Here is a 15,348-nt window from a genome sequence, read left to right on the forward strand (position 1 = left end):
CCATTGTGGCACCCTGAGCCCGCGGAAAGAAGCTGCGCCGCGGGGGAGGCGACCCCAATGGCTTTCTCATATCGTCTTTTACGTAAACACTGCATGGATTCGAACCTCGGTCGAGGCGCGGGCGTGAAGAAAACGCGGAGCGTTTTAGCCCGCGGGCGAGCGCGCCGGCAGGCGGGCGAAGCCGGTGCGGATCCGCGCAGCGGATGCGCGGAATCCTATACGCCGCACCATTTGAGATTAAAGCTCCCGGCAACGGGGGCTTTTCTTTTACGTAAACACTGCATGGATTCGAACCTCGGTCGAGGCGCAGGCGTAAAGCGGACTATTTCCTGTCGACTCGTGTAAGATTTCGAGTAGGTGTCGCGGCCCATCCGTGACCACTCCTTCTTCAAGCGACCGATCAGGGTGATACTTCGTGGCAGAGCGTCCGACATACAAGCTCAGGTTTCTCGATCCCAAGAAGCGCTTTCCGGCGATGCCCGAGCAGCCTGCGGGGCGCTCATATGGCGTGGTCTGGAAACTCTTTGGCGAGGACCAGCATGAATCTTGTTATGTCGTCGAATTCGTTGGCAAAAGCCATGTGTCGCTTTTGGGCTACGTAAGCGTTTCGGGTGAGGTGTACAAGGTGGACCGCCCCGTTAGCGAGGCTCCGCTGCCCAACGATCCCGACATGGAGCTGGTCCTTGACGAGTCGGATTCCAGTATTGGTGAGATTATGGTAAGGGAAGCCAACGGTGCAATGCGTACGTGTGCGCAAACTGCCGGCTCTCCCGAAGGCCCCATGCGCGAGCAGTCCGACCACGAGACATGGAATTCGACCCGCGCCCTTCCTTACGGCGAGTTCATGGCCTCGATGTTCTTGCGCTACGTGATATTTGCCAACTCCGAAAGCGCTATTGCGAACACGGCGGGCGTCGACGGTCTCGATGCGGACATGCAAAACGTTGTCGACAAAATAAAGCTCGTAAAGTTGCCCGAGCCGGTCGAGGTGTTTTTGGGCTTTAACACGGCACCGCTACCTGACGCTATCGAGACGCTGCTCTACCGTGTCGACCATGCCGAGAATCCGAGCGGTATCGAGCGTTATGCGGCCGCCCTTATGAGCGAGGTCGACTTGCCCCGACTGCGCACCATCGCCGCCAAGTCCGAGATGAGCCTGGCTCGCATCGATCGCTCAAAGCTTTTCTATCTCAATTTTGATCGTAGCCTGCTGGACCAGGACGAGATTGACATGCTGCTTGCCATCGAGTGCCGTCTCAACCGCCTCTCTGGCATCCTCGAGCGCATCGGGGCCGGATTGGCCCCTGCGGCATCCTCGCCGAGCCTTGAGGGCTGCGCGCTCTTTGATGCGTGGCATATCGCCAAGACGACCAACGATGTTCCCCGACTGCTCGATACGGCCTCGAGCGATAACCCGTGGGGCAAACCGGGTACGGTGGCTTGCCAGCCGGGCGGTGAGTGGGATGTGCGTACCCGCTTCGCGCGTATTGTCGAGGCGCTTAACGTGGTCACACGGCTCGACTATACCTATCGGGCAAACGTTGCCGAGGGGATTATGCTCGTTCGGTTTGGGCGGTCTGTCGTTGATGCCATGCCGCAACGTGAATACGACGCTCAGGATGACGCCTGGCGCGAGCTGGACGAGGACATGCGCGCGATCTGGGCCGCGGAGCACGATGCACGTGTGGCACTCACGCTTGCGGCAGCGTGTTTTGCCGCGGGCACCTGCATCACGCGCTGCTATGTGCAGATTGCTGCTCCCGACAGTGAGCAGGGCGAGCGCGTTGTCGCAACGTATTTCTTTGGGCGCGCGGCCTATCTGGCCGATTGCGTGCCTGTCGTCAAGGATCTTGAGAGCATGGACATGGACGATATGCCGTGCAAGCGTGTGCTTGAGGCGTATGAGTCAACCGCTCCGGAGACGATTGAGCCTGCGGAGGTTCATGCTCGTCCGCGTGATGACCATCGCATACTGCCGCCGGCGTTGCGCGATCTGCTGCTCGCCGATAAGGCTGACGAGTTGGAGGTCATGGAAGAGGACGACGACCCATACGTGGCCCGTGTTGTTGAATTGCGCGAGCAGGCAAAAGTCGACCGTACAGGTGCTTTTGAAGGCTTTTCCCGTCTTGTTGAGGAGTTGGAGGCTAAGTGCGCCGTCGCCGAGCTTTTGGCGACAGGTCCGGTTCAAACGCAGTTTTGTGACAACCAGCTGGTGCGCATGGTGCTACCGGTGTTGGAAGAAGATCGCTCTGTGCGAATCCTCCGTGCGCCCGATGCGCTGTACTTTGCCCAGCACGAAATCTGCAGCTTTTACGCCGAGCAAGAGGACTTTGAACGAGCACTGCCCGAGGTGCGCCATCTTTACGATCTGGCGCGCTCGTCCATGCAATCGCACTTTGCACTCATCAACGTGCTTGCGCGTCTGGAGCGCTTTGACGAGATTATCGAGGTGGCGCGCCACGGCCTACGTATTGCCAGCGATCGTTCTGCAATTGGCTACCTGTTCTATCGCTTGGCGTTTGCCTATTGGAATTGCGATCAGCTTGACCTGGCGCTGGCTTGTTACCGTCTAGTGCCGCGCGGCGAGGAGTCGGGCAGCAGCGCGCTGGAAGAAATGCAGGGCCTTATGAACGAGATGGGCGTCAGCGAGCCTCCGACGTTCGAAGAAGCGGTTGAGACCATCCACAAGGCTGGACTCGAGCTGCCGCCAGTGTCCGCCGTGACGAATCAGCTGGCAGATGCCGCTGTTCAACTGGTCGACAACGGCTTCTTTTTCCTGGCACGCGGTTGCATCTTCCAAATGTGGCGCACTATGGGCAACGACGAGCTCGGCTCCCTCAACCGCTCGCTGGGGTAGGCGAAGCTTCCAAAGAGGAAAGGATGCTAGGCAATTAGAAAATTTTCTCTTGCCCATCCTTGGCTGTTTGGTTACTATAGAACGGCTGTTACGGAGAGCTGACCGAGAGGCCGAAGGTGCTCGCCTGCTAAGCGAGTATGCCCCAAAAGGGCATCTGGGGTTCGAATCCCCAGCTCTCCGCCAGTACGAATTTGAAGAAGGGTCCCATTTGGGGCCCTTTTTTGTGCGGAGAAAGGAGACTGGGGATTCGAACCCGAGAGGGCACGGGCGTTAAGCAAACGCGAAAGCGTTTATAGCCCGTGGGCGAAAAGCCGTCAGGCTTTGAAGCCGGAGGGCATGCGTAGCATGTCCGGACATCCCCAGCTCTCCGCCAGTACGAATTTGAAGAAGGGTCCCATTTGGGGCCCTTTTTTATTATCAAGAATGGCGGCTGGGGATTCGAACCCTCAAAAAGGAGGCATCCTTTCGGACGCCTCCTTTCAGTGGACTTATTATTCTTGCGCCCTACATCTCAGGAGCCTTGGCTACGGTCTCGCTCTCTGCCGCAAGTGGGCGGTTGTCGATGCGGCGGCCCAAGCGGTCGAGCTTCACGAGGAGCCATTCAATGGGATTCGGCCCTGTGCCTTCCTCGTCGGCAACCAGGTCCATGACGGCGACCTTGGTGCCGTCCTGCTTGAGCGTAACGCTGCCTACCTTGTCGCCAACATGCACCGTGCCCGAAAGGTCATCGTAGCTAACTTTTTCGGTCACTTCGCCGGCGAGTGAGAACACCGTTGCCTGTGCGGCGGGGTCGGCGAGCGTGGCGTCGATCGTCTTGTCCGTCCAATCTGTCTGGCTAATGCGTGCCATAAGCGGGTTGCCGTTGGCGGTCTTTTCCTGCGTGTTGGCGATTGCGACCGTCACCTTGTGACCGTAGTACCAATTGGCAAGGGCGGCGGTATCGGTAAAGCGCTGATCGGTGGTGGTGGAGTTCAAAATAACGGTGTAGATCTCGTCGCCGTCGCGGTTGTAGGCGCTCGTAAAGCAATAGCCTGCATCGTCGGTGGTGCCAGTCTTGCCACCGATGTTGCCATCTTGGCCCAGCAAATAGTTATGCGTGTCCATGGAATGCGAATGGTCGGTGCCGTCGGCGCCCGTGACCTCGATCCAGGAATCCTCGCTCGCTACGACCTCGCGGATCGTGTCGTTTTTCATGGCCTCCTGCATCATCAGCGCTACGTCGTGTGCGGTTGAGTGCATATCGCCAGCCCACTCATCAAAGTCCAGACCATGCGGGTTTTCAAAAAGCGTACCGGTGCAGCCGAGCTTCTTAGCGCGCTCGTTCATGGCCTTCACAAATGTGGCCTCGGCGTCTTTGGTCTTAGGGTCGATTTTCTTGCCCACATATTCGGCGAGCACGATGGCGGCGTCGTTGCCCGAGGGAATCATCAGGCCGCGCAGTGCCTGCTCCACGGTAAGCTCGTCGCCTTCGAGCAAGCCGGCGGTCGAATTACCCACGGTGGCTGCGGCGTTGCTCACCGTGACCTTCTCGTCCATCTTGCAATTCTCGACGGTTAGGATTGCGGTCATGACCTTGGTGATCGAGGCAATCTTGACCTGCTCATCGGCGCCGCGCCCATAGTAGACGGTGCCGTCTTTGCCCATGACGAGGGCATTGGTCGCATCGATATCGGGCAGGTTTTCGGCCGTGATGCCGCGCGCATCGGCGGTTTTGCCGCAAACATTGTCGGTCGTGAGCACTTGGGCGCCGGCGACGGTGGGCGCGCCAGCGGCAAGGGCGATAGCGCAGACAAAGCCGGCGGCAAGCTGGGCTGAGCGCTTTGCAAAAGAGGTGAGGGACTTCACGGATTTCGCTTTCGACGGGATGGTCTCTTCTGGAACTAGAGTATATCGTTTGCCGGCGTCGGCGATCATCGCGTGCGCGCTTGGCCCACATCCGCACCCGAACGGGCACAAGGGTGCTTAAGGCCGGCTTAATCACCCACGCTTGTTGTGTGTGGCGTGCGTCGCCTCAGGCATAATGGAGCGCGAGAGGAGCACGCATGAACGAGCGCATTTTGGTAGTTGATGACGAGAAGGCCATCGCCGACTTGGTTGGCATCTACCTTACAAAAGAGGGCTTTGATGTCCAGATTGCCTATAGCGGGGCCGATGCTGCCAAGGCGATTTTGGAGCAGGAGTTCGATCTGGCGCTGCTTGATGTCATGCTGCCCGATATCGATGGGTTTGAGCTGCTGCGTACGATCCGTTCCAGCCATACCTATCCCGTGATCATGCTGACGGCGCGCGATGCCCAGCAAGACAAGATCGGGGGCCTTTCGCTTGGCGCGGACGATTACGTGGTTAAGCCGTTCCGTCCGCCGGAGCTCATCGCGCGCGTGCACGCTCAGCTTCGCCGCTACACCAGCTACGGTAGCCGTGCACAGGCGGCCGAGTCGCCGACCATTCAGCTCGACGGCTTGGAGATCAACCGCGATGCTCGTTCCGTGACAGTGGACGGTTCACCGGTTCGCCTCACGCCCACCGAGTATTCAATCTTGCTGTATCTGGTCGAGCATCGCGGCAGCGTGGTGGCCGTGGAGGACCTGTTCCGCGCGGTGTGGAACGAGGACTTTATGCCCGGCTCCAACAATACGGTGATGGTGCATATTCGCCACTTGCGCGAAAAGATCGGCGACGACGCACAAAAGCCACGCTTTATCAAAAACGTCTGGGGCGTCGGCTACATCATCGAATAACGCTTTTCGCTTGTGAGGATCTTGATATGACAAAAGACGATAGGCAAGCGTTCGAGGTGCCCGATCGGCTCTTTGAATACGTGAGGTCGGTCGTCGACAACCGCGCGCTTGCAACGGTGCTGCTCTTTTTGCTGAGCCTGCTGCTGATTGGCATCGACAACATCGTCGGAATCTTGGCGGTGCTGCTTGTCGGCTTTTTGCTGATCGATCGATTTGAGATCGTGTGCCGCTGCGTGGTGATTGGCGGCGCCGCGTGGGCCATGACGTTGGCGATTGGCGCCATGGCGCTCGGCGGCATCGAAGGGCCGGTGCTGTTTGACGCCGGCTTTGTATTCAACATGCTTGGCTTTGTGCTGGCGCTTGCCGTGTGCGTGCTGTTCTTGTGCGGCCGCGCCCTGTACTACCAGGGCTACGAGCAGGGCGAGCAGCATGCCGATTGTGTGCTGGCTGCTCGTATTCAAGATCGCCTGATCGATCACCCCGACACCTGGGACAACATCGACGGCGACTTCTTGGAGGTCGAGGGCGCCCTTAACCGCGTGCGTGACCGTGGGCGTAAGGTGCAACAAGCTCTGCGTGACGAGTCGCATCGCAAGGACGATCTGGTCACGTACTTGGCACATGACCTACGCACCCCGCTCGCCAGCGTGGTGGGCTATCTTTCGCTCCTGCAGGAGGCTCCCGATTTGCCGCTTGAGCAACGTGCGCACTTTACGGGCGTGGCGCTCGACAAGGCGCACCGGCTCGATACGCTCATCGAAGAGTTCTTCGATATCACGCGCTTTGACTTCCACGATATCGTGCTCACGCGCGGCTATGTTGATCTGGGGTTGCTGCTGGCTCAGGTGGCTGACGAGTTCTATCCCATCCTCAACGAGCAGCATAAGGAAGTCCAAGTTGATATTCGCGAGGACCTGACGGTGCTCGTGGATGGCGACAAGATGGCTCGCGTGTTCAACAACATCATGAAAAACGCCGTCGCCTATAGCTATGAGGGCTCGACTATCACGATTGAGGCCGGGCGCCAAGACGATGGCGGCGTGCGCGTGCGCTTTATCAATCAGGGCGATCCTATCCCTGCGGCTAAGCTCAAGGTGATCTTTGAGAAGTTCTATCGCCTGGATGCGGCGCGTGCGACCAATCGCGGTGGTGCCGGTCTGGGCCTTGCTATTGCCAAGGAGATCATCGCGGCACACGGTGGTACCGTTGCATGTGAATCGACGCCCGAACACACGATATTCACCATCGAGCTGCCCGCCGCATAGCCAGCGTGCCCTTACAAACACTTGACAATGCGCTCACGTGCATATGAGCCGCGATTTCTACTATCGATACTGCTGAATTGATATCGATGTGGAGGTATGCGGTATGACGGCTGCTGCGGCAGTGGAGCCCACGGAGCTTGAAGAACTCATGAAAGCGCAGGCCGAGGCCGCGCACGAGCGCGAGGTTGGGGATGCGACTCGTCCCACGGCAGAGGATCTTGCCGCCTCGCCGACGCGCATCGATGTTGAGGGCCTCGACCTGTTCTATGGCGACCACCATGCGCTCAAGGACGTGAATATCAAGATTCGCGACAAGCAGATTACCTCGTTCATCGGGCCTTCGGGCTGCGGAAAGTCCACGTTGCTGCGCTGCTTTAACCGCATGAACGACGGCATCAAGGACTGCCGAATCGAGGGCAAGATTGCGCTCGATGGTCAAGATATCCTGGGCGACTACGACATCTGCCGCCTTCGCCAGCGCGTGGGCATGGTGTTCCAGCGCCCCAACCCGTTTCCCATGAGCATCTACGACAACGTCGCGTATGGTCCGCGCGGTATGGGTGTGCGCGATCGCGCTGCGCTGGATGAGCTGGTCGAGGACTCCCTTCGTCGCGCTGCGCTATGGGATGAGGTCAAGGACAAGCTCAAAGAGTCGGGTCTGGGTCTTTCGGGCGGCCAGCAGCAGCGTCTGTGCATCGCCCGCGCACTTGCCGTGCAGCCCGACATTCTGCTGATGGACGAGCCGACCTCGGCACTCGACCCCGTTTCGACGCTGGTGGTGGAGCAGCTTGCCTGCGAGCTCAAGGAGACCTGCACGCTCGTGGTCGTTACGCACAATATGCAGCAGGCGGCGCGTATCTCCGATTCGGTCGCATTCTTTTTGCTGGGTGAGCTGGTGGAGCACGCGCCCACCGCGCAACTCTTCAAGAATCCGACCGATCCGCGCACGGCGGATTATTTGACGGGCCGTTTTGGCTGATACCATCTAGTAAAGGTACCTTTAGGGTTAAGATGCGGTCATGCCGGCCGCAAAGGGGTTCAACATGATCTATTACGTCGAGGACGATGACAACATCAGGGATTTGACGGTCTATGCGTTGCGCAAGCAGGGAATCGAGGCCGAGGGCTTTTCGTGCGACGGTGAGTTTAAGGCTGCCGTGGCGCGACGGGTACCCGATGCCGTCCTGCTCGACATCATGCTGCCCGATACCGATGGCTTGGCGATTATGCGTCGCCTGCGTGCCGACCGCCTGACGGCGACGGTGCCCATCATGATGCTTACCGCCAAGGATACCGAGCTCGACAAGGTGATGGCGCTCGATGGCGGTGCCGACGATTACCTGACTAAGCCGTTTTCGCTCATGGAGCTCGCCAGCCGCTGCCGCGCACTGCTGCGTCGCGGCGGCATGGTCAAGCAGGCGAGCGATGTGCTCAGCGTGGGCGACATCGTGCTCTCGCCCAGCCATCGCGAGGTGACCGTTGCCGGCGAGCCGCTTAAGCTCACCCTGCGCGAGTTCGACCTGCTCGAGTACCTCATGCGCAAGCCCGGCGTGGTCTTTACCCGCGAGTCGTTGCTGCAGAGCGTGTGGGGCTGGGACTTCGACGGCGGTTCGCGCACCGTTGACGTGCACGTGCAGACGCTTCGCCAAAAACTGGGCGAGCATGCCGGCGCCATCGAGACCGTGCGCGGCGTGGGCTACCGCTTGGCCGAGCCTTCTGCCGGTGATGGTGCCGAAGGTGACGACACCGCGGCCACCGCATCGGAGGAGTAACCCGTGGTCTTCGCCCCCCAGGGAAAACATACGCTGTCGCACCGCGTTTTTGTGACGATCTTTGTCTGCGCCATGGCGGTTATCGTGGCGTTTACGGTGCTGGGTGCGTTCTTTGTGCAAAACACCTTGGCGGATGCCACGAGTGCCAACCTGGCGCAGGAAACCGAGCTCATTGCTGCCGCCCTCGATGAGCAGCAGGAGCCCATCCCGTTCTTGCGTAGCCTCGATCGCGAGGACTTGCGCATCACGCTGATTAACAAGGATGGATCGGTTGCCTACGACAACGAGGCGTCGCCTTCCACACTGCCCAACCATGGCGATCGCCCCGAGGTCATCGAGGCCTTTGAGAGTGGTTTGGGTTCCGCGGAGCGCGCAAGCTCTACGCTCGACGAGATTATGCTGTATCGCGCCGTCGCCCTTGATAACGGCCAGGTTGTCCGCTTGGCGCAGGCCCAGCCTGGCGTTGCGGCGATTTTGCTGTCGATGGTGGCGCCGATGCTGCTTATCGCAGCAGCGGGTGCGGTACTCTCGTTTTTTATGGCGCGCCGCGAGTCCCGTGCCATCATCGCGCCGTTGCAAGAGGTGGATTTGGACCACCCACGCCGTAGCTATGAGCACGCCTATGCCGAGATGGTCCCCATGCTTGAGCGTATCGAGTCGCAGCGCCAGGAACTCAAGCGCCAAATGGCGGTGCTGACGGACAACGACCGTATGCGCCGCGAGTTCACGGCGAATATCACCCATGAGCTCAAGACGCCGCTTACGGCGATTTCGGGCTATGCCGAGCTCATCGCAAACGGCATGGTCGAGGGCGAGGACGACCTGCGCAACTTTGGCGGTCGCATCTATCGTGAGGCAGGCCGCTTGGCGGCGCTCGTCAACGACATCCTTACGCTGTCTAACTTGGACGAGGCCGAGCGTGCAACTGAGGGCGAGGCGGTGCCCATTGGGTCCACGGAGCCTATTGAGCTCTCGCGTGCCATCTACGCGGTTGGGCAGCGTCTTGAACAGGTCGCCCGTCAGGCGAATGTGACGATAAGTCATGAGACCAAGCCTGTGGTCATCGAAGGCGTGTCGCGCTTGATCGACGAGCTCATCTATAATCTGGCAAGCAACGCCATCCGCTACAATCGGCCCGGCGGTACGGTTACGCTGCAGTGCGGCACCAACGACGAAGGCCATCCGTTCCTCGCGGTCGCCGACACGGGAATCGGTATCGCGCCTGAAGAACAGGGCAAGGTATTTGAGCGGTTCTATCGCGTGGACAAGAGTAGGTCCAAGGCACGCGGCGGAACCGGCCTGGGGCTTGCCATTGTCAAGCATGCGGCCCTGTATCATCACGCCACGCTCGATTTGTCGAGCGCGTTGGGCGTGGGAACCACCATTACGGTGACGTTTCCCATACAGCAGGACGAGCCATTCGCATAGCGATACAACATAGATATTGATGCAGACGCCGCATTTGACTTTCGGGTGCGGCGTTGTTGTGCAATTTTACGATTGCTTCCGACATTTTTACAGGAGAGCCTGTTTCTTATGTATAGAGTTTGGTCTCGGTAAAAAGATGCGATAACATACGGACAGTATGTCAATCCGAACTGGGGAAATGAAAGGCAAGCTGCATGACCCTTCTCGAACTGTTCCAGCTGCTGAAGAAGCACCTTCAGCTGGTCATCACCCTTCCGGTGGTCTGCGCGATCGCCATGGGCATCGTGTCCTTCGTTGCGATGGACAACACCTATACCGCGACGACGAGCATGTACATTCTCGCCAAGACCGACGATAGCGGTCAGATGAGCTACAACGATCTCTCGGCGAGTCAGATGCTTTCCAACGATATCGCCACGCTGCTGGATAGCGATAGCGTTAAGAGCGGCGCCGCCAAGGAACTGGGCCTCACCGATCTGGATGACTACAAGGTGTCTGTTTCCTCCGAGACCACCACGCGTGTCATTACGCTTTCGGTTACCGGCACCGATGCCAAGGAGACGGCTAAGGTCGCAAAGGCCATGGCCAGCTCGGTGAGTACGGTCGCTCAGAACGTCGGCGCTGCCCAGAGCATCAACGTTATCGACGAGGCTAAGACCCCCGAAGCCCCCAGCGGTCCCAAGCGTATGCTGTACGTTGCTGTCGCGTTCCTCGCGGGCATCTTTATCGCAGTTGCCTATGTCGTTTTGGCAGACATGCTCAACACCCGCATCCGCGGTGCAGAAGAGGCAGAAGAGCTCCTGGGTATTCCCGTTGTTGGCCGAATTCCGGCTATGAAAGGTGGTAAATAGGCATGGCTAAGGCAAAGAACACCGATAAGCTCGTTGTACAGAATGCCGCCAAGACCCTTCTGGCCAACATCCGCTTTGCGAGTGTGGACGACCCCATTCGCACCATCACCGTTACCTCCTCGATTCCCAACGAGGGCAAGTCTACGGTTTCCATTAACCTTGCTCAGGCAATCGCCACGAGCGGCAAGTCCGTGCTCCTGGTCGAGGCCGATATGCGCCGCAGGTCCCTTTCCGATATGCTCGGCGTTCGTTCGCGCGGCGGACTCTATGCGGTTCTTTCCGAGCAGATCTCCATTGACCAGGCAATTGTCGAGACGGGTCAGAAGAACTTCTACTTCCTCGATGCCGAGCCGCATATTCCCAATCCTGCCGACATCATCGTCTCTCACCGCTTTGCCAAGCTGGTAAAGGCACTGTCCGCCAAGTTCCAGTACGTCATCTTTGATGCTCCCCCGGTCGGCACTTTCATCGATGCTGCCGAGATCGCAAGTCTGACCGACGGTGCGCTTTTTGTCGTGCGTGAGGATTTCACCAAGCGCGAGGAGGCGCTCAACGCCATCGGTCAGCTTAAGAAGTCCGAGAAGGTCAAGCTCATCGGTACCGTTATGAACTACTGCGAGACCGAGACCAGCGAGTACTACTACTCCTACTACACCAAGGACGGTAAGAAGGTGAAGAAGGGCTCCGACGATCAGGGGACTTCCAAAAAGGGCATCTTCACCAACCGAGCAAACGTTTAGTTGATTAAGGCTGACCTATGCGTGACATTCATTGCCATATCTTGCCGGGTGTAGACGACGGCGCCGCCGATCTCGATGAGAGCTTGGCGATGCTCGAGGCTGCCAAGCGGGCCGGTGTAACCAGAATCGTTTGCACTCCTCACTGCCGTGATCCCTATTTTGATTACGACAAGATGTGGGATGCCTTTGAGCTGCTGCGTGATAACGCTGACGGTTTTCCGCTCCAGATGGGCTTCGAGGTCAACCATCGAAAGCTTGTTGAGCTTGGTATCGATGCTGCGGAGCACTTGCATTTCGATGGAACCAACGAGTTTCTGCTCGAGCTTTCGACGCATGCCGATGCGTATGCGTTTAGAGAGTACGAGAACACGATTTACGATTTGCAGTGCCGTGGTTACCAGGTGATTATCGCTCATCCTGAGCGCTATCGTGCGGTTCAAAAGGATGTAAGCGTGGCGGAGCGCCTGGTCGATATGGGCTGCAAGCTGCAGGCTTCGGCGGACTTTATTGCCGGCGGTCGCTTTGGTCGCGAGAAAAAGCCGGCACAGCGCCTGTTCGATCAGAACCTGTACAGCTTCATCGCGAGCGATGCCCATAACGTGGGTCATTACGACTGCCTGGCGAAGGCTCGCGCGAAGTTTAGCGTGCGTGGAGCCCATTTTCGCTAAAATCTGTCCCTAACGTTCGCATTGAATGAAGGGGCAGCCATGGATATCCAACTTAAGACGGGATGCTTTGATGACGCGGCGCTGGTGCGCCGCGTCGTTTTTATGGACGAGCAGGGCTACGAGAATGAGTTCGACGCTATCGACGAGGATCCGAACTGCATTCATGTGACGCTCTATGCAGACGGCGAGCTTGCCGGTTGCTCGCGCGTGTTTCCCGAAGAGCTTGAGCGCGCGGCAGATTCAGAGGCTCCGGTTTCGCCGGCGTGCGACTTGGACGAAGGCGTCGCAGCGGGGGAGACCTATATTATGGGGCGCGTGGCTGTGCTGCCGAGCATGCGCCGTCGCGGTCTGGCGAGCAAGATCGTCGAGGCCAGTGATGCCGCCGCGTGTGATGCCGGTGCCAAGCTCATAAAACTGCATGCGCAGGAATACGTGCTGCCACTCTATGCCAAGGCGGGTTACGCGCAGATTGCGCCGGTAGATTACGAGGATGAAGGTCAGCCCCACGCCTGGATGGCCAAGCGGGTCGAGGGTGGCAGATAGGGACGTTCCTTTTCTGCCGGCAGTTGGGGACACTCCTTGGCAATTGGCGCATCGGAGCGCTTAGACATACAGTTTTTCGATTCCGTATGTATATATGCGCGCTAATGGGTTATAAAATCTAAGTCTGAACATAGCAGGTCTGCGATGCGGCTCGGGCGACCGGGCCGTTTTTGCGGACGGGGGTAGCGCGAAAGGACTGCACATGCGTCAATTTAAGACCGAGAGCAAAAAACTGCTCGACCTCATGATCAACTCCATCTACACCAATAAGGAAATCTTCCTGCGCGAGCTTATCTCTAACGCGAGCGACGCCGTCGACAAGCTCAACTTTAAGAGCCTGCAGGATCCGAGCGTCAAGATCGACCAGGGCGACCTGGCCATTCGCGTCTCCTTTGATAAAGACGCCCGCACCATTACCATCTCGGATAACGGCATTGGCATGACCGCCGAGGAGCTCGAGCGCAATCTGGGCACCATCGCCCATTCCGGCTCCGAGGAGTTTAAGACCGAGAACGCCGAGCAGCAGGGCTCCGATGTCGACATCATCGGTCAGTTTGGCGTGGGTTTCTACTCCGCCTTTATGGTCGCCAGCCACGTGAAGGTCGTCAGCCGCGCTTATGGCGAGGATACCGCCCACGTTTGGGAGTCCGACGGTCTTGAGGGTTACACCATCGAGGACGGCGAGCGCGCCGAGCACGGTACCGATGTCATCCTGACGCTGCGCGAGAACGAGAAGCTCGACGCCGACGGCGAGGCCGAGACCTACGATCGCTTCCTGACCGAGTGGGGCCTCAAGAGCCTGATTCAGCAGTACAGCAACTATGTGCGCTACCCGATTCAGATGATGGTGAGCAAGAGCCGCCAGAAACCCAAGCCCGAGGACGCGCCGGATGATTACAAGCCCGAGTACGAGGACTACCAGGAGCTCGAGACCGTCAATTCCATGACACCGATCTGGAAGAAGCGCAGCTCCGATGTCGAGCAGAAGGACTACGACGAGTTCTACAAGTCCACGTTCCACGACTTTGACGATCCTGCGCGCACCATCAGCTTCCACGCCGAGGGCACGCTCGAGTATGACGCCCTGCTGTTTGTGCCGGGACGCGCGCCGTTCGATCTGTACAGCAAGGACTACGAGAAGGGTCTGGCGCTCTACAGCTCCAACGTCCTGATCATGGAGAAGTGCGACGACCTGCTGCCCGACTACTACAACTTTGTCCGCGGCGTCGTGGATTCCGCCGACGTGTCGCTCAACATCTCGCGCGAGACGCTGCAGCAGAACCGTCAGCTCAAGGCCATCGCCAAGCGTGTGGAAAAGAAGATTACCGCCGACCTTGAGGATATGCGTGACAACGACCGCGAGGCCTACGAGAAGTTCTTTGAGAACTTTGGCCGCGGTCTTAAGTACGGCATCTACTCGAGCTATGGCATGAAGGCCGATGAGCTCGCCGACCTGTTGCTGTTCTGGTCTGCCAAGGAACAGAAGATGATTACCTTGGCCGAGTATGCCAAGGGCATGCCTGAGGATCAGAAGGCCATCTACTACGCCGCCGGCGACTCGCGTGAGCGCTTGGCCAAGATGCCCGTGGTAAAGGGCGTGCTCGACCGCGGCTATGACGTGCTGCTGCTGACGCAGGATGTGGATGAGTTCACGTTCCAGGCTATGCGTGAGTACGTTGCCGCCGATATGCCCAAGATCTACGAGGACGATGCCGCCCGCGAGGCTGCCGAGAAGGCCGTGGCCGATGGTGCCGAGCCCGAGGTTGAGGATCGTCACCTGGAGCTCAAGAACGTCGCAACCGGTGATCTTGACCTGGCGACCGAGGACGAGAAAAAGGAGGCCGAGGACGCCACCAAGGAGAACGAGGACCTCTTTAGCGCTATGAAGGAGGCACTCGGTGACAAGGTCGAGAAAGTTGCCGTCTCCGCGCGCCTGACCGATGCGCCCGCTTGCATCACTACCGAGGGCCCGCTTTCGCTCGAGATGGAGAAGGTGCTCCAGAAGGGACCCGAGGGCGCGCCCGACGGCATGCCCAAGAGCCAGCGCGTGCTCGAACTTAACGCCAAGCACCCGGTCTTTGACAAGCTTGTCGCTGCCCAGAAGGCAGGCGACGCCGACAAGATCAAGCAGTACTCCGGTCTGCTCTATGACCAGGCTTTGCTGGTCGAGGGCATCCTCCCCGAGGACCCCGTAGCCTTTGCCGCAGCTGTTTGCAACTTGATGTAGTTCGGGGATACGGCACCGTAACTAGATTAGAACGAGAGTGGATAATCTCCCACTTTTGGCTCGAATGCGGGCTTGAAGTGGGAGATTTTCTACTCTCGTTTTCCTCCGTCCCCAAGGGATCAATTATTTGTCGGGGTTGTGGTTTTGTGACCTGCTGAAATTAAAGATACTGTACAACTGTACGTTAATTTGTCTTCGTAGTATATTGCTACCCGCAAAACTCAACACCATTGTGCTTTGAGACGTTAAAGCGCCTACT

Annotated in this window: 12 protein-coding genes and 1 tRNA gene; 12 read left to right on the plus strand and 1 reads right to left on the minus strand. The window is 58.5% G+C overall.

The window, feature by feature from the left end; genetic code table 11:
• The first annotated feature begins 415 nt into the window (after nucleotides 1-415).
• Nucleotides 416-2,857, plus strand: a complete 2,442-nt coding sequence (locus ACESUZ_RS08335; protein ID WP_373199549.1) for a tetratricopeptide repeat protein — start codon at nucleotides 416-418, stop codon at nucleotides 2,855-2,857.
• Between the two features lie 92 nt (nucleotides 2,858-2,949).
• Nucleotides 2,950-3,040, plus strand: a tRNA-Ser gene (locus ACESUZ_RS08340).
• 321 nt (nucleotides 3,041-3,361) lie between these two features.
• On the opposite strand, the gene ACESUZ_RS08345 is transcribed toward ACESUZ_RS08340, so the two are convergent.
• On the minus strand, nucleotides 3,362-4,702 hold the full coding sequence (locus tag ACESUZ_RS08345; protein ID WP_373199551.1) for a D-alanyl-D-alanine carboxypeptidase family protein: 1,341 nt from the start codon (nucleotides 4,700-4,702) through the stop codon (nucleotides 3,362-3,364).
• 197 nt (nucleotides 4,703-4,899) lie between these two features.
• On the opposite strand from ACESUZ_RS08345, the gene ACESUZ_RS08350 reads away from it, so the two are divergent.
• From ACESUZ_RS08350 to htpG, 10 genes are all read left to right on the plus strand, one after another.
• Complete coding sequence (locus tag ACESUZ_RS08350) at nucleotides 4,900-5,595, plus strand: response regulator transcription factor (RefSeq protein WP_217749847.1); 696 nt, start codon at nucleotides 4,900-4,902, stop codon at nucleotides 5,593-5,595.
• A gap of 26 nt (nucleotides 5,596-5,621) precedes the next feature.
• Nucleotides 5,622-6,860, plus strand: a complete 1,239-nt coding sequence (locus ACESUZ_RS08355; RefSeq protein WP_217749846.1) for a sensor histidine kinase — start codon at nucleotides 5,622-5,624, stop codon at nucleotides 6,858-6,860.
• 103 nt (nucleotides 6,861-6,963) lie between these two features.
• Nucleotides 6,964-7,839, plus strand: coding sequence for a phosphate ABC transporter ATP-binding protein PstB (pstB, locus tag ACESUZ_RS08360; RefSeq protein ID WP_192934402.1), 876 nt, complete (start codon nucleotides 6,964-6,966; stop codon nucleotides 7,837-7,839).
• A 64-nt stretch (nucleotides 7,840-7,903) separates the two neighbouring features.
• Entirely contained in the window at nucleotides 7,904-8,632 is a 729-nt protein-coding gene (locus tag ACESUZ_RS08365) for a response regulator transcription factor (protein WP_195521674.1), read from the plus strand.
• 3 nt (nucleotides 8,633-8,635) lie between these two features.
• Nucleotides 8,636-10,060, plus strand: a complete 1,425-nt coding sequence (locus ACESUZ_RS08370; RefSeq protein ID WP_373199554.1) for a sensor histidine kinase — start codon at nucleotides 8,636-8,638, stop codon at nucleotides 10,058-10,060.
• 194 nt (nucleotides 10,061-10,254) lie between these two features.
• Entirely contained in the window at nucleotides 10,255-10,911 is a 657-nt protein-coding gene (locus ACESUZ_RS08375) for a YveK family protein (protein WP_195362016.1), read from the plus strand.
• A gap of 2 nt (nucleotides 10,912-10,913) precedes the next feature.
• Nucleotides 10,914-11,651: a CpsD/CapB family tyrosine-protein kinase gene (locus ACESUZ_RS08380; protein WP_055285949.1), complete on the plus strand. Its 738-nt coding sequence runs from the start codon at nucleotides 10,914-10,916 to the stop codon at nucleotides 11,649-11,651.
• A gap of 17 nt (nucleotides 11,652-11,668) precedes the next feature.
• On the plus strand, nucleotides 11,669-12,319 hold the full coding sequence (locus tag ACESUZ_RS08385) for a tyrosine-protein phosphatase (protein WP_022094060.1): 651 nt from the start codon (nucleotides 11,669-11,671) through the stop codon (nucleotides 12,317-12,319).
• A 39-nt stretch (nucleotides 12,320-12,358) separates the two neighbouring features.
• Nucleotides 12,359-12,862 (plus strand): GNAT family N-acetyltransferase, encoded by a 504-nt coding sequence (locus ACESUZ_RS08390; RefSeq protein ID WP_217749843.1) that lies wholly within the window; start codon nucleotides 12,359-12,361, stop codon nucleotides 12,860-12,862.
• Between the two features lie 202 nt (nucleotides 12,863-13,064).
• A complete protein-coding gene (htpG, locus tag ACESUZ_RS08395; RefSeq protein ID WP_217749842.1) occupies nucleotides 13,065-15,089 on the plus strand; it encodes a molecular chaperone HtpG in 2,025 nt (674 codons plus the stop codon).
• Nucleotides 15,090-15,348: the final 259 nt, after the last annotated feature.

The sequence above is a fragment of the Collinsella aerofaciens ATCC 25986 genome, assembly GCF_964239575.1.
GTDB lineage: Bacteria > Actinomycetota > Coriobacteriia > Coriobacteriales > Coriobacteriaceae > Collinsella > Collinsella aerofaciens_BQ.

Excerpts from the sequence above, each read along its gene's own strand:
- ACESUZ_RS08350 (WP_217749847.1), top strand. The coding sequence starts at position 4,900 with ATGAACGAGCGCATTTTGGTAGTTGATGACGAGAAGGCCATCGCCGAC.
- ACESUZ_RS08355 (WP_217749846.1), top strand. The coding sequence starts at position 5,622 with ATGACAAAAGACGATAGGCAAGCGTTCGAGGTGCCCGATCGGCTCTTT.
- pstB (WP_192934402.1), top strand. The coding sequence starts at position 6,964 with ATGACGGCTGCTGCGGCAGTGGAGCCCACGGAGCTTGAAGAACTCATG.
- ACESUZ_RS08365 (WP_195521674.1), top strand. The coding sequence starts at position 7,904 with ATGATCTATTACGTCGAGGACGATGACAACATCAGGGATTTGACGGTC.
- ACESUZ_RS08375 (WP_195362016.1), top strand. The coding sequence starts at position 10,255 with ATGACCCTTCTCGAACTGTTCCAGCTGCTGAAGAAGCACCTTCAGCTG.
- ACESUZ_RS08380 (WP_055285949.1), top strand. The coding sequence starts at position 10,914 with ATGGCTAAGGCAAAGAACACCGATAAGCTCGTTGTACAGAATGCCGCC.
- ACESUZ_RS08385 (WP_022094060.1), top strand. The coding sequence starts at position 11,669 with ATGCGTGACATTCATTGCCATATCTTGCCGGGTGTAGACGACGGCGCC.
- ACESUZ_RS08390 (WP_217749843.1), top strand. The coding sequence starts at position 12,359 with ATGGATATCCAACTTAAGACGGGATGCTTTGATGACGCGGCGCTGGTG.
- htpG (WP_217749842.1), top strand. The coding sequence starts at position 13,065 with ATGCGTCAATTTAAGACCGAGAGCAAAAAACTGCTCGACCTCATGATC.